16 protein-coding genes and 1 other annotated feature are annotated in these 23158 nt (G+C 31.0%); of the genes, 3 read left to right on the forward strand and 13 right to left on the reverse strand.

All coding sequences use genetic code 11. From position 1 onward, the window contains the following. Positions 1–123: 123 nt before the first annotated feature. The 4 genes from CRN98_RS02320 to deoC form a co-directional block, all read right to left on the reverse strand. Positions 124–1515 carry a DUF4179 domain-containing protein gene (locus CRN98_RS02320; RefSeq protein ID WP_097025811.1) on the reverse strand — a complete coding sequence of 464 codons (1392 nt, stop codon included), beginning with the start codon at positions 1513–1515 and terminating at the stop codon, positions 124–126. Next, positions 1516–2073 carry a sigma-70 family RNA polymerase sigma factor gene (locus tag CRN98_RS02325; RefSeq protein WP_097025812.1) on the reverse strand — a complete coding sequence of 186 codons (558 nt, stop codon included), beginning with the start codon at positions 2071–2073 and terminating at the stop codon, positions 1516–1518. It abuts the gene before it with no gap. A 164-nt stretch (positions 2074–2237) separates the two neighbouring features. Next, complete coding sequence (locus tag CRN98_RS02330) at positions 2238–4613, reverse strand: AAA family ATPase (RefSeq protein WP_097025813.1); 2376 nt, start codon at positions 4611–4613, stop codon at positions 2238–2240. A 132-nt stretch (positions 4614–4745) separates the two neighbouring features. Continuing rightward, the gene (deoC, locus tag CRN98_RS02335) at positions 4746–5405 is read right to left on the reverse strand and encodes a deoxyribose-phosphate aldolase (RefSeq protein WP_097025814.1); all 660 of its coding nucleotides are present in this window, start codon (positions 5403–5405) and stop codon (positions 4746–4748) included. A 340-nt stretch (positions 5406–5745) separates the two neighbouring features. On the opposite strand from deoC, the gene CRN98_RS02340 reads away from it, so the two are divergent. Beyond that, entirely contained in the window at positions 5746–6153 is a 408-nt protein-coding gene (locus CRN98_RS02340) for a hypothetical protein (protein WP_097025815.1), read from the forward strand. A gap of 51 nt (positions 6154–6204) precedes the next feature. On the opposite strand, the gene brnQ is transcribed toward CRN98_RS02340, so the two are convergent. The 9 genes from brnQ to CRN98_RS02385 form a co-directional block, all read right to left on the reverse strand. Further along, positions 6205–7509 carry a branched-chain amino acid transport system II carrier protein gene (gene brnQ, locus CRN98_RS02345; protein WP_097025816.1) on the reverse strand — a complete coding sequence of 435 codons (1305 nt, stop codon included), beginning with the start codon at positions 7507–7509 and terminating at the stop codon, positions 6205–6207. A 75-nt stretch (positions 7510–7584) separates the two neighbouring features. After that, positions 7585–7883, reverse strand: a binding site (T-box leader). 93 nt (positions 7884–7976) lie between these two features. Continuing rightward, a complete protein-coding gene (gene hutH, locus CRN98_RS02350) occupies positions 7977–9503 on the reverse strand; it encodes a histidine ammonia-lyase (RefSeq protein ID WP_097025817.1) in 1527 nt (508 codons plus the stop codon). Positions 9504–9593: 90 nt separating this feature from the next. Then, positions 9594–10901, reverse strand: coding sequence for a Na+/H+ antiporter family protein (locus tag CRN98_RS02355; RefSeq protein WP_097025818.1), 1308 nt, complete (start codon positions 10899–10901; stop codon positions 9594–9596). Positions 10902–10964: 63 nt separating this feature from the next. Next, positions 10965–12284: a YjiH family protein gene (locus CRN98_RS02360; RefSeq protein WP_097025819.1), complete on the reverse strand. Its 1320-nt coding sequence runs from the start codon at positions 12282–12284 to the stop codon at positions 10965–10967. A 141-nt stretch (positions 12285–12425) separates the two neighbouring features. Beyond that, positions 12426–13004: a cyclodeaminase/cyclohydrolase family protein gene (locus CRN98_RS02365; protein WP_097025820.1), complete on the reverse strand. Its 579-nt coding sequence runs from the start codon at positions 13002–13004 to the stop codon at positions 12426–12428. A gap of 1 nt (position 13005) precedes the next feature. Then, positions 13006–14307, reverse strand: coding sequence for an imidazolonepropionase (gene hutI / locus CRN98_RS02370; protein WP_097025821.1), 1302 nt, complete (start codon positions 14305–14307; stop codon positions 13006–13008). A gap of 106 nt (positions 14308–14413) precedes the next feature. Next, positions 14414–16123, reverse strand: a complete 1710-nt coding sequence (locus tag CRN98_RS02375) for a urocanate hydratase (RefSeq protein ID WP_097025822.1) — start codon at positions 16121–16123, stop codon at positions 14414–14416. Positions 16124–16374: 251 nt separating this feature from the next. Then, complete coding sequence (locus tag CRN98_RS02380) at positions 16375–18096, reverse strand: sigma-54 interaction domain-containing protein (RefSeq protein WP_097025823.1); 1722 nt, start codon at positions 18094–18096, stop codon at positions 16375–16377. A 196-nt stretch (positions 18097–18292) separates the two neighbouring features. Further along, on the reverse strand, positions 18293–20848 hold the full coding sequence (locus CRN98_RS02385) for a calcium-translocating P-type ATPase, PMCA-type (RefSeq protein WP_097025824.1): 2556 nt from the start codon (positions 20846–20848) through the stop codon (positions 18293–18295). A gap of 197 nt (positions 20849–21045) precedes the next feature. Here CRN98_RS02385 and CRN98_RS02390 point away from each other — a divergent pair, with 197 nt between their 5' ends. Together CRN98_RS02390 and CRN98_RS02395 are read left to right on the forward strand one after the other, a co-directional pair. Continuing rightward, positions 21046–22683: a putative manganese-dependent inorganic diphosphatase gene (locus tag CRN98_RS02390; RefSeq protein WP_097025825.1), complete on the forward strand. Its 1638-nt coding sequence runs from the start codon at positions 21046–21048 to the stop codon at positions 22681–22683. 173 nt (positions 22684–22856) lie between these two features. Next, positions 22857–23096 carry a hypothetical protein gene (locus tag CRN98_RS02395; RefSeq protein ID WP_097025826.1) on the forward strand — a complete coding sequence of 80 codons (240 nt, stop codon included), beginning with the start codon at positions 22857–22859 and terminating at the stop codon, positions 23094–23096. Positions 23097–23158: the final 62 nt, after the last annotated feature.

Here is a 23158-nt window from a genome sequence, read left to right on the forward strand (position 1 = left end):
TGCAAATAATTTAAAATATTTATTATATAAAGTTAATAGTTAATACTGAATGCTGCTATTAACTATTCAGTATTAACTATTCCACTACAGACCATTATCTACTTAAATTATATAATAAAATATCTATTTCTTTAAATTTATATCAAATCCTAAATCTTCTCTTATTTCATATTGCTCAAGAGTATCCACTACAATTTTATACTCTTTATTTTTATCAAGCTTTGGCATTTCTATAATAAACTTATCATCTGAAACTTTATTATACTTTATATCTCCATAATCCTGAAAAGCCATATTCCCATTAGTATCTTGAATATTAAAATGGCTTATTTGATAGTCTGGAATACTTCCTTTTACTGTAGAGTATATAAGTGTCTTATCATCTTTGAACTCTACTTTATCTATTACTATACTACCTATAGTTTGCTTAAACTCCATTGGATAACTTCCTTTTAAATCTTTAGTTATAATTGTATTTTTCTTATCTCCATTTACGTATAAATATTTAATAGGAATGACTCTTAAGCTTTTAGGAATTTCTTTAGGCTTTTCAAAATTAAATTCACCATTAAAATCACTGAAGATAGAAGATATACCGCCGCTTCCCATATGTGATCCTGTAGGCTTTAATTGCTCTCCTTTATCTGTAAATACAAGCCAATTATCATATTCTATTACCCCCTCTCTCATATTACTATGATCCTTTGACTGAGTATATTTACCATTTATTACTATCGATGTATTTACTGGACTAAAAGATACAGTTTTTATTTCTACATTTTCTTTAGGAAAACTTACTTTAGCTTTAGGATTAAAAGTCACAGTATTTTTTAATACTTCTTTTCTATCCACATTAAATGAAAGCTTCCAACTTCCATTTACTCCATATATATCATTTATATCTAAACTTACATTGAATTTTTGGGAAAAGTGCTTATCTCTTATATCTAACTCACATACTGCTATAAATGTGTTTTTATCTTTATATTCACCTGAGCCTCCCCCAGAAAAATGCTCTTTTTTACCATTAATCTTAATATAATTTCCTAAATAAAAATATGGTCTATTTGAATCTTCTATTAACTTTTTAACTTCATTATTAGTTTTCAATGTATAACTTATAAGCAAATGGCTATCATCCGCCAAAGCTTCGTTTACAGTTAAAGTTATTCCCTTATCTGTTGTACTTTTACTTACATTTTCAGCATACTTTAAATATTCTGCTGTATTTCCTCTCTTTTTATTTATTTGTTCAAAAATAGAGTTTACTGCTGGTACATTTTTAGCTACTACAGGTATCCCTAATCCTAAACCTAAGCATATGATTACAGAAGCTCCAGCTATTTTAAATAATTTCCCTTTTGTTTTTTTGCTTTTTACGTTTTTGAGAACCCTTTTTTTAATCTTCTTCTTTTCTAAATCATTTAAATTAATATTTATATTTTCATATTGATCTAAATCTATTTCCATATCATTGAACATATCATATATATTCTCATCTTTCCCGTTATTCATTTAAATTACCTCCTTTTTAAAAAAATCAAACTTTTCTTTTAAAAATTTTCTTCCTCTAGACAATCTATTATCTACATTAGCCCTATTCATATTTACCTTTTGAGAAATGAACTCTATATCCTCATCAAGAAAATATCTTCTTATAAATATCTCCCTATCCACTTCTTTCATAGAATTAACTAAATTTAAAATTTCTTTTCTATTTTCTTTACTTATTATTTCTCCCTCAATATTAACTTCCGCTGTCAAATTATAATCATCTAAATTTTCTACATTATCATTAAAATTTGACTTTCTACTATAATCAATAGCCTTGTACTTAGCTATACATGCAATCCAATTTTTAAAGTTTCCTTTATCCTTTTTAAAACTAACTATATTGCTCCATACAGAAACAAATACATCATCCATACATTCTTCTGTTTCATGATGATTTTCATTTAATATGCTATAAACTATCTTATATACAAGATTTCCATAAGTATTTATTATATATTCTAAAGCTTTAGGATTCTTATTTATAAGCTCGCGAATAAAATTTTCCTCCCCTATTTTCATACTATCCTCCCTTATTAACTTTAAATAATAGCTTACATCAATTATATATTATCTCATATAAATCACCTCATATATAAATACGAATAAAAAGCTTATGTTCTATCAAGTAAACTAAAAATAAAAAACTCAAGGAGTTTATACCTTAAGTTTTTTATACGCCTTCTTTATTCTATTTCATTCTTTGCATTAACCTCTTCTTTTTCTTTTACTTTGACCTTGGAAGGTGATTTTTTCTTTTTAGGAGTAGTAACAGAAGTGTACTTAACCATTTCATTTTCCATAGCTTTTAGCACGACCTTAAAGTCAATTCCGTCTTCTCCCATAAGCAAGTTTACTGCATCTTCTATAGCATCCATAGTATATATTGAAAAATTTCCCTTTGCTATGGCCTGCTCCACCTCTGGGCTTAATACTATATTATCTATATTAGTTGCAGGTATCAAAACTCCTTTTCCTTTTACTGCATCTAGCTTTTTACACACCTTAAAAAATCCTTCTATTTTTTCATTTACTCCACCTATGGGCTGTACTTCTCCAAATTGATTCAAAGAACCTGTTACAGCTATATTGTTTTTTACACCTATTTTACTTAAAGAAGATAGCATTACAACCACTTCTGCAACTGATGCACTATCTCCATCAACTTTTCCATATATTTGTTCAAAGGTCAAATGAAAATCCACTGGAAGTTTTTTATATCCTCCCATCAAAGTATTCATATATCCTCTTAATATATTTATTGCCTTACTGTGTATTTTCCCACTTAAATCACTATCCTTTTGAACATCTATTATATTCCCATCTCCTTTATAGCAACAGCAGGTAATTTTTACAGGCTTTCCAAAGCTAACATACCCTGTATCTAAAACTGTAAGACCATTTATTTGTCCCACAACCTTGTCACAAACGTTTATAAATATTTTTCTTTCCTCAAAATACTCCTGAAATTCCTTTTCTATACTTTCTTCCTTATAAGCTATACTTACTATATCCTTGGCCTTTATTCTATTTCTGCCTTCATTTACGACCTTATTATTTGCAAGCATTAAAAGCTTATCAATTTGCCAATCATTAAATACCATCTTTTTTTTACTTTCCGCAACCCTTGAGAGATATTTCTCCACTTCAAGAACAGCACCTCTATCAAGTGCCATTAAATTATTTTCTTTTGTTATCTTGTTTATAATTCTAAGTAATGCACTATGATTGTTGTCATTTATTTTTACTAAAGGATTAAATTCCGCCTTTATTTTAAATATTTTCTTGAAATCTTCATCATAGCTATAAAGCACATCATAGCTTTCATAATCTCCAATTAATATAACTTTTTCTTTTATTTTAATAGGTTCTGGATGTAGTCCACTTAAAGAAAGAAGTTCTAAGTATCCCCTGTTATAATCCATATCAACTTTTTCATTCATAAGAGATTTTTTTAGATAATAATAGGATGATGGATTTGCAAGCAAGTTATTTATTCTAATTATAAGGCATCCTCCATTTGCCTTTAACATAGAGCCTGCTTTAATTAAACTTACATCTGTTACATAAACTCCATTTTTGTTTTCATATTCTATACTTCCCAAAAGATTTGAAAGACTTGGATCTTCTTCATATATACATCTAGGTTTTTTATAATTTGTATTATCAACAATTACATTTACTGTATATTTATATATTATTTCACTTATGCCTTCTTCATCTTCCTCATAACTCATTGTGTAGTTATCCATAAGTTGCTTTTCTATTTCAGCACAAATATTATCTAAAAAACTAAGTACTTGTTCTTCATCTTCGAATTCCTTTTGATAAGATCTTTTTATCTCCTTACTGCATTCAGTATAATATTGAACTAATAATTCTCTTATATTTTCAATTCCTTCTTCTTCTTTTTCTTTCATCTCATCTAATATATCTTGAGCCTTTTTCTTTAATTCAGAAACCTTATTTAAAATATCATCTTTCTCCATTGACTCAAGCGCATCATATTCTTTTTCGCTCATAGGCTTTCCATCATCTTTTATAGGAACAAAGGTAAATCCTCCTTGATTAACTTTTATATCAAATCCATTTTCTTCTGCAATTTTTAACATTTTGCTTACAAGCTCGCTTCTGTTCTTTTCAACCGTTTCAACTAACTTTTCCTTCTCTTTATGCTCTGATGTGTTATAAAAATCAAATGTATTTTCTAAATAAATTCTTTGAATATCCTCTACATATTTTTTAAATACGTTTCCCTTTCCATTCCCTAAAAAAAATGCCTTGGGATTTTTAGTGTCTTCATATACCACGTAGCAAATATCCTTTGGAGGTTCTTCTTTAAAGTTACTTTCCACAAAACTTATTATATTTTCTAATTTATCCTTAGAAAAATCATCTATAAGATAAACATTGTAACCTTCCTTATTTATTTCTAAGGCAGTCTTTATTTGAGTATATACTTCATCATACTCTGGAAGATAGTATTTATTATCTATACTCATTCCTATATTTTTAAAACTAGATTTATATTTTACTTCCTCCACTGTAAGTTTCCTTAACATTATTCTCCCCCCTTTTATCCCGTTATTATAATAATATTCGTATATTTTAGTTTTAGAAATAAATTTTATGTATATTAACAAAAAAAAGCAAAAGCCAGCTTTTAACTGACTTTAATTTAAAATTAGTATTTATTATTTTGCTTTATTTATTATATCAATTGAAGCTGATGCACCAATTCTTGTTGCTCCTGCATCTATCATAGCTATACAATCTTCATAGTTTCTCACTGCACCTGATGCCTTAACTCCTAATTTTTCTCCTACAGTTTTTCTCATAAGTTTTATATCTGAAGCTGATGCTCCTCCTGTAGAAAATCCTGTAGATGTTTTTACAAAGTCTGCTCCTGCTTCTTTTGATAGTTTACATGCCATTATCTTTTCTTCATCAGTTAAAAGGCATGTTTCTATTATAACTTTAGTTAGCGCCTTTCCTTTTGCCTCATTAACCACTGCTTCTATGTCTCCCTTTACATAATCATAATCCTTATCCTTAAGTTTTCCTATATTTATAACCATATCAACTTCTGCAGCACCTTTTTCTATAGCATCCTTAGTTTCGAATACCTTTGTAGCTGTAGTATTTGCTCCTAATGGGAATCCTATTACAGTACAAACCTTGACTTCACTCCCCTTTAAAAGTTTAGCTGCTATTTCTATGTTGCATGGATTAATGCACACAGATGCAAAGTTATATTGAAGTGCCTCTTTACATATTTCTTCTACCTTTTCTCCTTTTGTATCAGCCTTTAAAACAGTATGATCTATCATTTTTGCTAATTCATTTTTTGTCATATAAATACTCCCTTTCTTTTATCAATAATTGTTCATTGCTTAATTATAATTAGTCTTTATTTAATTTATATATCAATAATTATTATACATCATTGTATATTATTTACCATTATTTATTAAAATATTTTAACAAATAGTTTTCTTTTCTAAATTATGATTTATAATTTTAATGTATACAAATAATATATATACTCTATGGATAAAATATAAATACTAAGTCAGTCTTATCAAAGTTTCTTTTAAAACTTAAAATAGTATGCTATAATATACACATAATATTATATTTTGGAATTATATTGTCACTTATTACAAATATTTTAACGCAAAGGAGTAATAAAATATGGGCTTCAGAGAAAAAATAAATAAGTACTATGCAGAAAATTATATAAAAAAATATGGTGACAGATTATCTCAAGTACAAGGTAATGTAATATCTGTGAAAGTTGAAGAAAAAACCATACTTTGGATTTTCCATAAATTAACTGTAACACTTCTTGTAAAGCCAGAAAGAAGTAAAAATATTGTTAAATGTACTTATAAGAAAAATAGATGGTTTAAACCTATTTCCTTTATTCCTGTATCTCAAGGTAATTATGTTCTAGTACAAGGACTAAAGGGTAAAAAAGGTAAGGAAAATAGAGAACAAATAGAAATAATGAATATACGAAATATGACTAATAAAAAAGATCTAGTTCCTCTTGAAGGAAAAGAACCAAAGGTTCAAAGAATTAAACAAAAGTATAGATAAATAAAAAATCAGGGAATTTCCCTGATTTTTTATTTATCTTAGAAAGTGCATCTAACTTTCTAAAATTTTATTAGATTTACTTTCCTTTCCTTTAGTAATAAATAAGGCTAATACTAAAGATAATAGTGTAGGAGTTACCCAAGCAAAACCTATGCTTGATAATGGAATTACATTAAGAAGTTCTTTAAGAAAACCCCCATCAACACCCATAGATGGTAATGTTTCAATTATGCTAAATATTAATGAAGTATATACTGGAACTCTTAATACAAAATTGTTTTTAGATAAATTTTTAGATAAAGTCATCAATGTAAGAGTTATGGCTACAGGATATAATATACATAATACAGGACCGGATATTTTAACTATTTTGTCCACTCCAAAATTTCCTATAGCTATACTAACTAAAGATATTACTATGGCATTTATCTTATAGGGTAACTTTCCATTACTTATATTATCAAAAAAGCTTGATCCGGCTGTTATTAATCCTATGGATGTAGTGAAACAAGCAAGTCCCATAGCAATTCCAATTATTATACTTCCATATCCACCTAAGCTTCTTTTTGATATTTCTAATAATAAAGCAGTTTTAGATATATCCTTTGGAAGTATAGAACTTGTTTGTGCCCCTAAATACATTAACCCTCCATATACTATGGCTAATCCAAGTATTGCAATAAGTCCAGATTTTATAGTTATACTTATGGCTTCATCACCCTTATAACCCTTTTGAATCACCGAAGATGTAATTACTGTAGCAAACATTAATCCTGCTAAAGCATCCATAGTTTGATATCCCTCTATTAAGGAATTGGAAAATACTGAGGACATATTTGTATCTATAACATTTCCTATTGGAGATACTGCTCCCTTAACTATTAATATTAAAAGGGCAATTAATAAGGCTGGTGTTAAAAACTTTCCTATATTATCTATTACCCTAGAAGGTCTTAAAACAAAACATAAATTCAATGCAAAATATAAAATCATAGAAACCATAGAAGACATCCATGGAAATACAGGCTGTATAGTTAATTCATAAGTGGTAGCTGCAGTTCTTGGTATTGCAAGCATTGGACCTATAGCTAAAAAAATGGCAATAGAACATACTATAGCAAAGCTTCTACTTACCCTCCCTGCCATATCATTAAAATTCCCATTGGTTTTAGTACATGCCAGTATCCCCAAAAATGGCAACCCTACTCCCGTTACAACAAATCCTAATGTAGCTAACACAAATTTACTTCCTGTCAATTTTCCAAGATACGGAGGAAAAATTAAATTGCCTGCCCCAAAAAACATAGCAAATAATGCAAGACCTATTACCAAAAAATCCTTTGTAGTTTTTTTCATGAATAAAACACCCCTTAATTTATTTAATTTAAAAATAGATAATAAAAAAAGCCCTTCATCCTCATAACTGAATATTATAAGGACGAAAGACTATACTTCCGCGGTACCACCCTATTTATGGTTATATTATAACCACATCTTTTTCAGGTCGATCTCTATAAATAACAAATAACAGTATAAATAATAGATATTAATTGTTATCTCTGATGAACCCTAACCATATATCGCTGGTATACGTCCTCATCTACTGAAATTTTTTCAACAAGGAAGCTCTAGAGCTACTATTATATATTCACTTTAACATCAACTCTCAGCAAATGTTGATTCTCTGTAATTAAAGTATTGAATATTTTTCTCTCTGTCATTGCTTTAAATATTCATAATATTAACTTATTTATTACAAACTATTATATTTGCATTTTTAAAAATTGTCAATAAAAAATTATAAAAAATCTGTAATATACAATTTATTTTAATTCACCTATTTCTTCTTCTACTATTTCTACCAGTTTATGACTTGCTACTAGTTTATAACATTTATTTATATCTAAGTACATAATTCTGTCATTTTCTAAAGTAGCAACTTCCTCTCTTATTTTATTGTAAGCTGCTCTTGTTCCAGGAGCAAGTTTCCCTGATGCACCAAAATCTATTGCTTGTGCTGCTGTCATTATCTCTATACCAAGAACATTCATAACATTATTTAAAATTTCTCTAGACTTTCTAGCTGAAATAGAACCCATACTAACATGGTCTTCTTGATTAGCTGAAGTAGGTATAGAATCTACACATGCTGGATGTGCTAATACTTTATTTTCAGACACTAACGCTGCAGCAACATATTGTGGTATCATAAATCCGCAATTCAATCCACCATTTTTAACCAAAAATGCTGGCAATCCACTTGATGAAGGATTTACAAGTCTATCAATTCTTCTTTCACTAACATTTGCAAGTTCAGCCACAGCAATTCCTAAGAAATCAAAAGCTAATGCCATTGGTTGCCCATGAAAATTTCCTCCTGATATAACTTGCCTATCATCAGCAAATATTAATGGATTATCCGTAGCTGAATTTATTTCTGTGCTAACTCTATCTACAACATAATCTATAGCATCTCTACTAGCACCATGGATTTGAGGTACACACCTTAAAGTGTAAGCATCCTGTACTCTTATCTCACCCTGTCTAGAAGTGGATTTACTTCCATTTAGTATCTTCAACATATTTCGTGCACAATTAATTTGCCCATTATGAGGTCTTACCTGATGAACTTTTTCATCATAAGCATCTATTATTCCATTTAATGCTTCTGCAGTCATAGCTGCTGCTATATCAGCAAGTTTAGTGAGCTTTTTTGCATCATAAGCTGTTAATGCTCCGACACCTGTTAAAACCTGAGTACCATTTATTAGTGCTAAGCCTTCCTTTGAAATCAACTCTACTTTGTCTATTTCTGCTTTTGACATAGCATCTTTACCAGATAACCGCTCACCTTTATAAATAGCTTCTCCTTCTCCCAGCATTACTAGAACCATATGAGCTAATGGGCATAAATCTCCACTGGCTCCTACCGAACCTTTTTCAGGTATTATAGGATGCACACCTTTATTTAGCATTTCTATCAATGTATTTAATGTACTTAGCCTTATTCCAGAATATCCCTTTGATAGGGCATTAGCTCTTAAAAGCATAGCTGCTCTTACAACTTCTTCTGGATAAGGATTTCCTACCCCACAAGCATCACTTACAATTAAATTTCTTTGAAGTTCTTTAGTTTGATTCTTTGATATAAGTACATCACTAAATAATCCAAATCCTGTAGTAATTCCATATATAACTTCTCCACCATCTACAAATTCATCTACTAAGGCCCTTGATTTATTTACTCTTTCAATTGCTTCCTTAGTTAGTTCCACCTTATAATTTTCTCTGGCAACCTGTACAAGTTCCTCTAAGGTTAGACTATTTCCATCAATATATATAACACCCATTTAAGAAATCCCCCTTTAGTTTTTAGTTAAGCAAGTTTTATACACCTCCTAGAATTATTTTTTATCCTAAGAGGTGTATTTATTATTCTTTTATGTGAACATAAGAGCTCCGATCAAACCAAATATAAAAAGTGGTATATTATAGTGTAAAAAAGTAGGAACACATGTATCCCAAATATGATCATGCTGCCCATCCACACTTAACCCTGCTGTTGGTCCTAGTGCAGTATCTGATGCAGGAGAACCTGCATCTCCTAAAGCACCTGCAATAGCTATCAATAGTATGGTAGATTTAGGGCTAAATCCCATAGCTATACAAAGAGGTACATATATTGCCGCAAGAATTGGAACTGTTCCAAAAGAAGTACCAATTCCCATAGTTACAAGTAATCCTAATAATAGCATAACTAAGGCAGCAACAGGTTTACTTCCACCCATAGCTCCAGCAGCTGCATTTACTAAACTCTCAACACCACCAGTTTCTCTAATTACAGCTGCATAGCCAGCTGCAACTAGCATAACAAATGCTATAAGGCCCATCATTTTAATACCGCCATTAAGCATTTCATCCATATCACTCCATTTGATTGCTCTTGCCACTATCATAATGGCAAGCCCTACAATTGCTCCAAGTGGCAATGATCCAAACGCTAATTGAATTCCTAATGCTGCAACTCCAGCTATTAATGTAGCTATATGAGCTGAAGTTACTTTAACTTCTTCTTTTACTGCTGCCACCTGCTCTTCTTCTATGGATGCCATCTCATAATCTCTTGGTTTTCTATAGGTAAATAAAGAAATAATAAAACCAACTACCATGGCAAGACCACCAACCCAAGTAGCCTTCCAAACCATATCCAAGCTTATAGGCATTCCATTGGCTGTCATTTGGTCTTTTATTATTCCATGAAATATTAATCCATAACCAATAGGCCAAGTAATGTATGGGGCTTTTAATCCGAAAGCCAAGGCACATGCCGCTCCTCTTCTATCCATTTTAAGTTTATTCATTAATGATAATAGTGGTGGTATAAGAATTGGTATAAAAGCTATATGAACTGGTATAACTGTTCCTGATATACAAGCAACTATTGCAAATATTAGTAATAGCATAATCTTTTTGCCCTTAATCCAGCCAGCAATTTTCATAGAAAGAACTTCTGCTGCTCCAGTTTTGTGTATAGCTGCTGCTAACGCACCAAGTAAAATATAACTTAGTGCTGTTTGAGAGTTCCCTCCCATACCTCCAATTAGTACCTCCATAGTTTTAGAAATAGGCATGCCTGCCGCAGCCCCACCCACTAAAGCTGCTACTATTAATGCAATTAGAACATTTAACTTTAAAAGACACAGTATTGACATCACTAAAACTGATAATATTACAGGATTTGTTAACATATAATTCCCCCCTGGTTTTTTTAATATTTATATGTGCATATATCCTTTTATTTAATCTATTAACTAGAAAAATAAATATACAATTGGTGCAGCTATAATTAAAGAGAGTACTACCCTTTCAAACCATATAATTACAATATCCTTTAAACTAATAGGAATATCTGTTGACAAAACACAAGGCACTGATGCTGATAAAAATAGTATTTCAGATATACAAACTATTGCAATTATAAATCTTGTGCTAAACCCTGCCCCTTTGGCTATAATAGCAGGTACATACATGTCTGCCAAAGTTATAGCACTAGCTTTTGCTGCTAATAATGGATCTGGCATTCCCAGCAATGCTGTAAAAGGATAAAATAAATATCCACCAATATCAAATATTTTTGTATACTCTGCAGCTAATAATGCAAGAACACCTATGGACATGATATTTGGACCAATATTTATGGCAAGTTTAATACCATCTCTAAGATTAGCACTAATATTGTGTAATAAAGAAGGAGCTTTCTCCATGGTTTTCATTCCTTCTTCCCAAGCCCTTTTAATTGTATCACCTTTCTCTTCCGATTCTAAATCAGGTTCCACATTATTGTAATAAGTTTCTGGTTTTTTGTTTAAAGGATATATTCTTGCTGTTATAGCCGTTACAGCAAATGTAACTACTAGAGTAATCCAGAAAAAAGCACTCCAGTGTTCCATAATTCCCAGGGTGTTTGCAACAATAATCATAAAGGTTGCAGAAACAGTTGAAAATCCAGTAGCTATTATGGCAGCTTCTTTTGTATTATATTTTCCTTCTTTATAAACTCTGTTGGTAACTAATAAGGCCAAGGAATAACTTCCTACAAAAGATGCCACTGCGTCAATTGCAGAACGCCCTGGAGTCTTCCATATTGGTCTCATTACAGATCTCATAAATACTCCTATGAATTCCATTAATCCATAATCTACAAGAAAAGCTAGGAACACAGCCCCTATAGGCACAATAGCAATTACTGGTACAACAACTGTTTTAAATACATATGGTACCATATTAGGATCTAGCAAAAATGCAGGCCCTACATTGAATATAGCCATAAATGCTGTTACTAAGCCTAATATATTTAACAAAGAAAAAACTGTAGTTGTTTTGTTTTTATTCCAAGTCTTATTAATGAAAGGTAACATGGTGCCTACGGTTATCATTATGCCACCATAAATAGGTATAAAATATGGTATTTTTCTAATCCATGTAACAATATGATCTATTGGAATCGTCTTTTTACCTGCAAAGGTAATTGAAACAAAGAACATAAATATACCAATCAAACTATAAATAACCAATTTTATTCCATTAACATTTTTGCCCTTTTTCCTAGAAGTATTTATTATACTATTCATACTTCTTCACTCCTACTTTAAATACTTTATACCTGAAAATTCATCAATTAGCTATAGTAACACCATTGGCCCTAAAGTAACAAAATCCTCCGCTAATATGCCTCATGGCTTTATCTATTCTATTTAATATATCTCTTTAAGCTAACTATATTCACTGTTGTATTGTTTTAAATAATTAATCTCCTTTTGAAATTTCAATTTAACATCTTCACTTTTAATCAGTGGAAGATTAGCTTCTATATTTAACACACAGCCTAAAATTGCTGCATTTAAAAGTAATTTTCCTTCCTCTAGATCTGAAGAAGCATTAGGATTAGACTTTCCTTCCATTAAAATATAAAGATCAAAAATTTCTCTACAAAGCTTTCCATTGTTTAAAGGAACGGTAGCTGCTCCAATTGCAGCCTCTTGAATTGCTTGGCTTCGAGTTAATTTTTCATCTTCGGTCTCCTTAGGCATAGCATAGGCTTCTTTTATCTTTATAAAAGACTCCGTATCCTTTACCGCCCCATTAATTAAATCTTTACTGATCTCATCTAACCTATCAGCAATATAAATATACTTCTCCGCTGAAAGACCATATTCTTTTTTGATAGATAATCTAGCTACCATACCAATAAGTCCTGCTGCCATTGCTCCTGCCAAAGCCGCTGCTGACCCTCCACCTACTGTAAAATCTCTAGAATCAATAATTTTATTTAGTGCATCTATATAATTCATCTTAAACATCCTTTTTCACAGTATTGTTTATAAAGGAAAACCCTGATAAGTTATTTTCTATTACAACCTTTCCCCTCTTTATAACCTTTTCTACTACATTCCCGCCCAAACGATATACCACATCTTCATAGGTATCAACATCCCATATTTGAATATCTGCAAGTTTTCCAACTTCAAGGGATCCTCTATCATGTTCTAAGCCAAGAGCAATTGCCCCACCCAAAGTAGCTGCTCTTAAAGCTTCTGCAGCACTCATTCTATGCCTTCTACAGGCAAGAGCCATAACAAATTGCATGGATTCATTCCAGCAGCCTGGACAACAATTAGTGGCTAATGCTATAGTCATGCCTTCTTCTATCATAGGCCTTGGGTCGAATGGCTTCGGATGATTAACAGCAAAATCAATTGCAGGAAGTAGCACTCCTGGTACATTAGCTTTTGCTAATTTATTTAGTACAGACCTTGGTGTATAATTTAAATGATCTGCAGAAATCATTTTCATATCTGCTGCTAAGTCAGACCCTCCTATATAGGAATAAGCATCCGTGTGTATCTTAGGTTCAATACCAAGATCTCTTGCAGCTTGAAGTATTCTTTCACATTCTTTTGCAGTATAATGTCCATCATCACACCATATATCACAAAACTTTGCTAGTTCCAGCTTTGCCACCCAAGGTATCATTTCTTCCATTAGTGTATTTATATATTCTTCACGTGGTATGTCATCTGGCCAACCATGAGCTCCTAAAAAAGTAGAAACTATATCTATAGGTAAGCTTTCGTTTAATTGTTCGTTAATTTTTAACATTTTTATTTCATCTACGGTAGTAAGACCGTAGCCACTTTTGCTTTCTACAGTTGTAGTTCCAGAATTTAGCATCTTGTATAATCTACTCGCAGCTGCTTTATATAAGGATTCCGTTGAAGCATTTCTAGTCATTTCTACTGTGACCATTATACCTGTCTTAATACCCATGTCCTGTAATACTTTTGGGTCATCCGTAGTTAACTTAGCAGCATACTCCTTAACCCTGGATCCTCCAAAAATCAAATGAGTATGAGCATCAATAAAACCAGGTGCTACTACTTTTCCTTTAGCACTTATTATTTGTGCTTCGCTACAATCTACTAGGTTCATTACTTCTTCTTTAGAGCCTAATGCAGCAATTTTTTCTCCTGCTATTGCAATCCATCCATTTTCCATTAATCCAATATGATCTACAGAGTCTTTTTTACAAGTTACTAATTGTGAACAGTTTTCAATAACTAAATCAACTTTTAATTTAGATTTCTCTTTTTCCACTTAAGCTCACCTCTAATAATGTAATTTGTACCTCTTCAATTTCTGAAGAGGTACAACTGCAATGAAAATTATAAGTTATATTAATATTTTAATACTTTACTACTTATTATCTTGGAGCCTTTCCGTTTGGTCCAAATGTTGCTTCTGGTGTCCACCATAATGGAACCTTAATGCTGTCAGTTGTGTATTTTCCTTTTCCTTCAGCAATTTCTCTTGCAGTTTCATATCCAGCTTGAGCATGTCTTATAATACCTATTCCAGAGTCTGTTGTCATACAAACCTCAAGTCTCATAGCTGCTTCATCAGTACCATCTGCAATCATTGTAACTCCTGTATGAACTGCTTCCCCCATGGAATAGTTAGATTGTATAGCTATTAAATCACACATTCCTACAGCATTAAGCAATCCATTTAAATATGGCCAGTCAGAAATTAAATCGCTGCCATCTTTCATGTTTTCTGATTCGAAGGTTGGGTTAACTATAGAACCACAGTCTAGATTGTCTCTTGAGAAAGCTACTGGTCCCTTAATTTCTCCTTTTTTAATAAGTTTATTTACTGCTAAAGCAAACTTTTTACGTTCTCCAAATGCCATGTAACAAACTCTTGCTGGGAGAGCTTCTATTGGAAGATGTTTATGAGCTAATGTAATCCATCTTGTTACTAGTGGGTCGTTTTTGAATAACTCTAATGCAAGTGCATCTGTTTTAGCAAGATCTTCTGGATCTCCTGATATACAAGTCCATCTAAATGGTCCACGACCTTCACAGAATAAAGGACGAATATATTGAGCAACAAATCCTGGGATTATAAACGCTTCTTCTTTAGGCATTCCTGCATCACGGCATTCTTTTCTTATGCTTGTTCCATATTCAAATACTTCAACGCCCTTCTCAAAGTAAGCATTCATTGCTCTTAAGTGTCTTATCATAGTTTCCCTAGCTTTTTCTAAATAAAGTTCACGATTTTCAGCTCTAAATGCGTCTGCTTCTTCCCCAGTATATCCAGATGGAATATATGAAATTGGGTCATGACATGGACACATTTCACTTATTATATCTGGCATGAATCCTTTATTGTATGCATACTCGTATAAGTCAGCTGCATTTCCAACAACTCCTATGGATAATGGTTCTTTCTTAGCTGCTGCAGCTGTAGCCATTTCTATAGCTTCATCCATAGAATATACTATACTATCCATGTAATCTTTTTCTATACGTCTTTTAATTATTCTTTCATCAGCATCAACTACTATAGCAACTCCACCATGCATCTTCATTGCCCAGCTCTGATTTCCACCCATTCCTCCTGCACCAGCAGTTAAGTAAATTCTTCCTGATAAATCACCATTAAACTTCTGTATAGCTATAGCTGATAATGTTTCAAAGGTTCCTTCTATAACACCCTGGGTTCCAATGTATTCCCAAGGAGCAGCAGTATATTGAGCAAACATAGTTAAATTCTTATCTTGAAGATCATAAAATGTTGGCCAATCAGCCTTCATAATATTTGTAGTAGCCATTACAACACTTGGAGCATATTTATGAGTTTTAAATACTGCTACTGGCATACCAGATTGTACAACTAGAGTTTCATCATCTTCTAATTCTTTAAGAGATTTAACTATGGCATGATATGATTCCCAGTTTCTAGCACACTTACCATTACCACCATAAATGACCAATAATTCAGGTATTTCTGCGTTTTCCATGTTATTTTCTAACATTCTAAGTATAGTTTCTTGTTTCCAACCCTTACATCTTAATTCTGGACCTCTCTGAGCTTTAACTGAATACAGAATTTCTGGTTTTTCCATAACAATTTCCCCCTTAATCTTATATGTTTTTATTTATTAATTAACTTATTTATGCATTTATATATAGCAAATGTCATGCCAATAGTATTTTTCAAATATATTACATAAAAAATATGTTTATCAGTATTTTACCAGTTTAAATATTATTATTCCTATATATCCGTTGCATAATTTTTATGCAGTTATCATTGGAATACTTGTAAAACTATTGCATAAAAGTTATGCACTAGGCAAATTTATTATTATACTATCTATTTTATATCTCTTTTTATATTTAATTTCTTTATTCTATACTCTAAACTTTGACGAATAATACCTAAGTCCTTAGCAGTTCTAGTTAAGTTCCATAAATTTTTATTTAAACTATCTAAAATCATTTTCTTTTCTTCACAGCGTAGAAATTCAGGTAAAGTTTTTTCATTATCTTCTATTATGTTCACAGCTACATTATTTAACATTTTATTTTTTATATATCTAGGAATGTCTTCATAATTAAGTTCCCTTTGATTCTCTGTAGCCTTAATCATCATATTTTCTACAAAGTGTTCTATTTCTCTAATATTACCAGGCCACTTATAACTTAACATTATTTCTCTTAGCTGCTTTGAAAAAGTTTCTATATTTCTATTTAATAACTTATTATATTTTTTTATAAAAAATTCACCAATACATATTACGTCTTCCTTTCTTTCTCTTAATGGAGGTATATAAAGACAAAATCCTGATATTCTATAAAAAAGATCCTGTCGTAATCTTCCCTCATCAATAAGCTTTGAAGGCTCCTCATTAATAGCAGTTATTACACGACATTGTATTGGAGTTACCGTAGATCCTCCAACCCTTCGTACAACTTTTTCCTGTAATACTCTTAAGAGTTTAGATTGCATTGATATGGGCATAGAATTAAGCTCATCTAAGAAAAGTGTTCCATTTCTAGCTTCTTCAAAAAGTCCACTTTGAGTAACTGCTCCTGTATAAGCTCCTTTTATTGTTCCAAACAATGTACTTTCTAATAAGTTCTCAGGAATTGCAGCACAGTTTATAGCCACAAAGGGCTCATTTTTATTCTTGCCAAAGTTATGTATGCTTTGTGCAAAAACTTCCTTTCCAGTACCTGTTTCTCCAACGATAAGTACTGTATTATTCAATAAGGATACAGTTTCAGCCTCTTTTATTATGCTTTTAGTAACATTACTATTTCCTACAATACTTGAAAATGTATATTTAGTTCCATTGTTTTTATACTTTTCTTCTTTTTCTTCCCCTTTGCTAAATAATTTTCTTTTTAGCTCTATAGTTTCTGAGAGTAAGGCTTGAAGGCTTGTTTCATTTTTACTTATAGAATAAACACCAATTACTTCTTCATCCTTTATTATAGGATATGTGCTATAAGACAAGTATTTAGGTATACCATTTTTAAAGGTATGTGCTCTATATTTTTCTATTATAGGTTCTCTAGTTTTATAAACTCTCCTGTGTTCTGCCATTTCCGGATTACACTCCGGATTATACTCGTAAACTTCCCAAAGATGTTTTCCAACCACTTCTTTTGCGGTGAGCTCTTCTAAATTTTCCTGTGCTTTATTGTATAATACAACACGTCCTTCATGGTTGCTAATTATAATCCCATCATTTATAGATTCTATTATTTTTTCCAAACAATAAAGTTTTATATCTTTATTATAAATATCTGTTATCTCTTGTATATATACTATATATATTCTTTCTTCTTCAATATACCGTGCCTTTAGATTATATATATTACCAGGTAATGTTTTTATAATTTTGAATTCTTTAGTGATTTCATCTAATTTAATAGAAAATATCTCTGAAAACTTCTTATTTAAATGATTTTTATCATTACAAATTTTTTCCATTAAATCATTGCTCCATATAACCTTTTCCCCCTCATCAAGAATAATAATACCTGAAAAGCAATCTGTTAATAACTTCCCCAACATACTTAAATTCATTTTGCTCCCCCTATACTTTTTCTTTTATGAATAATCATAATATTCAATATTTTTCTCTAAAGTCCTTCTTATTTATTTCATTGCATATATATTCTATTAAAATTTTTATTAAATCCTTGTGATTTTATTTATAGTTAAATTCAACACAAGGAAGTCCTAAATAAAAAAATCTATGCTGCGCATAGATTTTTTTTATTTACCTTCTTTTTGTAGTTAAATATAAGTAAGTGCTATTTATAAATGCAATTACTCCCGAGAAAAATATAACTATACACCATTTACCAATGTCTAGAGGTACTGTATGAAATACGTTACTTAAAAATGGCACATATAATACTAAATTTAGCATTATTATTGATATTAAAACCGCTGCAACAAGGTACATATTAGTATAAAATTTTATTTCAAATATAGAATGTCTTTCTGATCTACATTCAAAAACATGTATAAGCTGCGATAGTACTAAAGTACAAAGTGCTAAAGTTCTAGAAGTTTCAAGATCCATATTATATATTTTACCTGCCATAAATGCCATTAAAGTACATATTCCAATTAAAGTTCCTCTAATTATTATCTTTTCTTTAAGTCCCCTTGCAAATATACTTTCTCTCTTAGGGCGAGGTCTTTGTTCCATTATATCGGGATCTGCCGGATCTACTCCAAGTGCCATAGCTGGGAGTCCATCTGTAGCTAAATTTACAAATAATATTTGTATTGGAAGTAATGGTGTAGGCAGTGCTAAAATTGAAGCTAAAAACATAGTTAGAACTTCTCCTAAATTGCAGGACAAAAGATATCTAATAAACTTTCTTATATTATCATAAATAACTCTACCCTCTTCTACAGCTGATACAATTGTTTTAAAATTATCATCTAAAAGTATCATAGAAGATGCTTCCTTTGTTACATCTGTTCCTGAGATACCCATAGAGATTCCTATATCTGCTTCCTTAACTGCTGGTGCATCATTTACTCCATCCCCTGTCATTGCTACTATATTTCCATTATTTTTAAAAGCTTTAACTATTTTTAACTTATGATTTGGACTCACTCTTGCAAACACTCTTATATTTTCTACTTTCTTTTCCAGTGCCTTATCACTTAACTTATCTAATTCTTCCCCAGTTATCACTTCACTTTCATCCTTTACTATATCAAGCTCTTTTGCTATAGCATAAGCTGTATTTTTATGATCTCCAGTTATCATTACAGGTCTTATTCCTGCAAGCTTACATTTAAATACTGCATCTTTCACCTCACGCCTTGGAGGATCTATAATTCCTGCAACTCCTACAAATATTAGGTCTTTTTCTAGATTACTCTCATGAAGATTTGAAATGTCCTTATAAGCGGCTCCTATACATCTTAATGCTTTAAAAGACATAGTTTCTACTGCCTTTAAAATTTTTTCTTTATAACCGGATGTAAAAGGTACTACTTCTCCATTTATTAAAATGTACTTACAGTTTTCAACTACTCTTTCTGGAGCTCCCTTTAAATACACTGTATACTTAGAGTTTTCCTTCATAACTACAGACATCATTTTTCTTTCGGATGTAAATGGGTTATCCTTTGCTCTATATGCTTTACTTAAAAAGTTTTTTACTTCTCCTGTCTCCTTAAAAAATGCTTTAATAAGAGCAGTTTCTGTTGGATCACCTAAAAGTGATTTATCTAATTCCTTTTTATTAGGATCTATATTACAATCATTACAATAAGCTACAGTCTTTTTAAAAAGCACATTACTGGGTACATTTTCCTTATCTAAATTATACATACTATTGTTAAAATACATTGCTTTTACTGTCATCTTATTTTCTGTCAAGGTACCTGTTTTGTCACTACATATTACGGATGTACATCCTAAGGTTTCTACTGCTGGGAGTTTTCTTACTAATGCATTTTTCTTAAGCATTCTAGAAACTCCTAAAGCTAAAGCTACTGTTACTATTGCTGCAAGTCCTTCAGGAATAGCAGCAACTGCAAGACTTACACCTAAAAGAAACATTTCAGTAACATCTTGTCCCCTAAATATACCTGTTGCAGTAACTATAGCACATATTATCAGGCACATATAAACCATAACTTTACCTAATGAGTTTAACTTTTCTTTTAAAGGTGATTTTTCCTTTTCTATACTTTGAAGCATACCTGCAATTTTTCCCATTTCAGTTTGCATGCCCGTACTTATTATCTTTGCCTTGGCTTTGCCCTTTAAGACTATTGTGCCCATATATAAATTGGAGCTAGATTTATTAGTAGAAGATTTATTAACTCCTACAGATTCTCCTGTTAAAAGAGATTCATCTACCATTAAATTTGAGTCCTCAAAGATTATTGAATCTGCGGGTACTCTATCTCCACTTTCTACTAAAATTACATCTCCAATTACTAAAAGTTCTGCATTTACTACTTTTAAAACTCCATCTCTCATGACCTTTGCAGTAGGTGATGCCAGCTCATTTAAAGCTTCTAAGGATTTTTCTGTTTTAAATTCTTGAATAAACCCTAATACACCATTCATTATTACAATTATAAGTATTGTTATGGCATCTGCCTTTTCTCCCATAATGCCAGATATTATAGTTGCAGCAATTAATATCCACACTATAAAATCATTAAACTGCTGCAAAAATATTTTTATAGGAGAAATCTTTTCTTTACTTTCAAGCTTATTAGGGCCGTACCTTGCAAGTCTCCTTTGCACCTCTAAGGAATCTAATCCCTGGATTAATTCTTTTTCATTTACCATGCTAATCCCCCCTTATGTATAACATAAATATGTATTTAATTTTTCTCACTAATTAAATATATGTGCTAAATGCTATAAATATTTTAAATTTTAAAAATATGCTTAATTATACATTTTTCTTGGTTCTTCTTAAAGTTACTTTAAATTTGCTGATTTTTTTGATATTATTAATAAGGTAAATAAAAGGAGGTTTTTTTATGAAGGATTTAATATACATAAGTGGACATAAAAATCCCGATACGGATTCTATATGTTCTGCTATAGCTTATGCGGATTTTAAAAATAAAATTGGAAACATACCAGCCATCCCAGTAAGACTTGGAGAGTTAAGTCGTGAAACTCAATTTGCACTTGACTATTTTGGAATAAAAACTCCAGAGTTTATTGAAACTGTGAGAACTCAAATTCAAGATCTAGACATAGATACGGTTCCACCAATAAACCCTGATATAACTTTAAAGATGGCTTGGTCTATAATGTCAAAAAATAATATAAAGACCCTTCCTGTAGTGGATAATTCTGAAAGACTTGTAGGTCTTGCTTCTGTATCTAATATAACTTCTAATTATATGGATATATGGGATAATAATTTACTTTCAAGAAGTGGAGTTAAGCTTGAACATATAATAGAAACTCTTTCTGCTGAATGTATATATGTAGCTCAAAATGCCCAAAAATTTAGTGGAAAGATAGTAGTTACTGCTATGAAACCTGATAGTGCCTGTGAACTTGTAGAAGAAGGCGACGTAGTTATTTGTGGAGATAGAGAAGATGCTCAAAAAATAATACTTGATAAAAAAGCTTCTCTTATGATAATTACAGGTAAACATGTTGTACGTGAAGAAATATTAGAAAACGCAAAAGAAGTTGGGTGTTCTATTATAATGACTCCTTACGATACATTTACCGCAGCAAGACTTATACCTCAAAGTGTTCCTGTAAGTTATGTTATGACTAAAGATAATTTATTAGTATTTAACCCAATGGATTTAGTAGATGATGTGAAAGAAACAATGCTTCAAACAAGATATAGAAGTTATCCTGTAGTCAATGATGACAATAAAGTAATAGGAAGCATTTCAAGATATCACTTAATTTCTAAAAATAAGAAAAAGGTTATATTAGTTGACCACAATGAGAGAAGTCAATCCATACCTGGTCTTGAAGATGCTGAATTGTTAGAGGTTATTGATCACCATAGAATAGGAGATATTCAAACAGGTAATCCAATATACTTTAGAAATGAACCTGTAGGATGTACTGCAACCATTGTAGCTTCAATATTCTTTGAAAACGGAATAAGACCTTCAAAGAAAATAGCAGGTATTTTATGTGCAGCTATAATATCCGATACTTTATTATTTAAATCTCCTACTTCTACTAGTATGGATAAAATAATGCTTAAAAGATTATCAGAAATTGCTAATATAGATGCTGAAAAATTTGCGCAAGAAATGTTTAAAGCTGGTACTTCACTTCAAGGAAAAACTATTGAAGAAATTTTCAATCAAGACTTTAAAGTATTTAAAATAGGTTCATTAAAAGTAGGTGTTGGCCAGGTAAACACTATGGATACTGAAGGCTTTGCTAAGATGAAAGATGATATGATAAATTACATGGAAAAGAAGGAACAAGAAGAAAACTTTAATCTTTTAGTTCTTTTAGTAACTGACCTTTTAAAAGAAGGTTCTGACTTCCTTGTGGTTGGTAATGAAAAATATCTTATAAATAAGGCATTTAACGTTCATCTTGAAGGCAATAGTGTGTATGTTCCTGGAATAATGTCTAGAAAAAAACAAGTTATTCCACCACTAACTGCTGCAGCAACTGAATAACAATTCAAACAATAATTAATAAATAATAGATACTAATTTATGAAAAAAGTCACCTTCGGGTGACTTTTTTCTTTATTTGTTAATTATTATTTATAATTTATTATGTATTTTATGGAAAGTTTTTCTAACCTCTTTCATATAATAGTAGTGATAATCTTTTAGGGGGAATCTATATGTATAAAATGAATAAATGCATGTGTAATTATATGCATATGAATCCTTACGAAAACATGCATAATCGTAAAGTTAAAGGCATATTTACGTGTCCTATGATGAATAGGTGCTATATGAATCAACACTCAATGCCTTGTGAGCAATTTAGAATGCGTGAAAGTATGAACATAAAAGAACAAGATGATGAAATTCCTAAAATTAAGATGAAAACCGTAAAACTTCATGATTTAATAGACTAAAGAACAGTTAGGAATTAATGTTTAATAGTGATTTGTTGTTTAAGAAATTTCGAAGGATATTC

Source organism: Clostridium peptidivorans (genome assembly GCF_900205925.1).
GTDB lineage: Bacteria > Bacillota > Clostridia > Clostridiales > Clostridiaceae > Clostridium_AK > Clostridium_AK peptidivorans.

Coding starts and splice junctions, on each gene's coding strand:
- CRN98_RS02320 (WP_097025811.1), bottom strand. CDS start 1,515: ATGAATAACGGGAAAGATGAGAATATATATGATATGTTCAATGATATG.
- CRN98_RS02325 (WP_097025812.1), bottom strand. CDS start 2,073: ATGAAAATAGGGGAGGAAAATTTTATTCGCGAGCTTATAAATAAGAAT.
- CRN98_RS02330 (WP_097025813.1), bottom strand. CDS start 4,613: ATGTTAAGGAAACTTACAGTGGAGGAAGTAAAATATAAATCTAGTTTT.
- deoC (WP_097025814.1), bottom strand. CDS start 5,405: ATGACAAAAAATGAATTAGCAAAAATGATAGATCATACTGTTTTAAAG.
- CRN98_RS02340 (WP_097025815.1), top strand. CDS start 5,746: ATGGGCTTCAGAGAAAAAATAAATAAGTACTATGCAGAAAATTATATA.
- brnQ (WP_097025816.1), bottom strand. CDS start 7,509: ATGAAAAAAACTACAAAGGATTTTTTGGTAATAGGTCTTGCATTATTT.
- hutH (WP_097025817.1), bottom strand. CDS start 9,503: ATGGGTGTTATATATATTGATGGAAATAGTCTAACCTTAGAGGAACTT.
- CRN98_RS02355 (WP_097025818.1), bottom strand. CDS start 10,901: ATGTTAACAAATCCTGTAATATTATCAGTTTTAGTGATGTCAATACTG.
- CRN98_RS02360 (WP_097025819.1), bottom strand. CDS start 12,284: ATGAATAGTATAATAAATACTTCTAGGAAAAAGGGCAAAAATGTTAAT.
- CRN98_RS02365 (WP_097025820.1), bottom strand. CDS start 13,004: ATGAATTATATAGATGCACTAAATAAAATTATTGATTCTAGAGATTTT.
- CRN98_RS02375 (WP_097025822.1), bottom strand. CDS start 16,123: ATGGAAAAACCAGAAATTCTGTATTCAGTTAAAGCTCAGAGAGGTCCA.
- CRN98_RS02380 (WP_097025823.1), bottom strand. CDS start 18,096: ATGAATTTAAGTATGTTGGGGAAGTTATTAACAGATTGCTTTTCAGGT.
- CRN98_RS02385 (WP_097025824.1), bottom strand. CDS start 20,848: ATGGTAAATGAAAAAGAATTAATCCAGGGATTAGATTCCTTAGAGGTG.
- CRN98_RS02390 (WP_097025825.1), top strand. CDS start 21,046: ATGAAGGATTTAATATACATAAGTGGACATAAAAATCCCGATACGGAT.
- CRN98_RS02395 (WP_097025826.1), top strand. CDS start 22,857: ATGTATAAAATGAATAAATGCATGTGTAATTATATGCATATGAATCCT.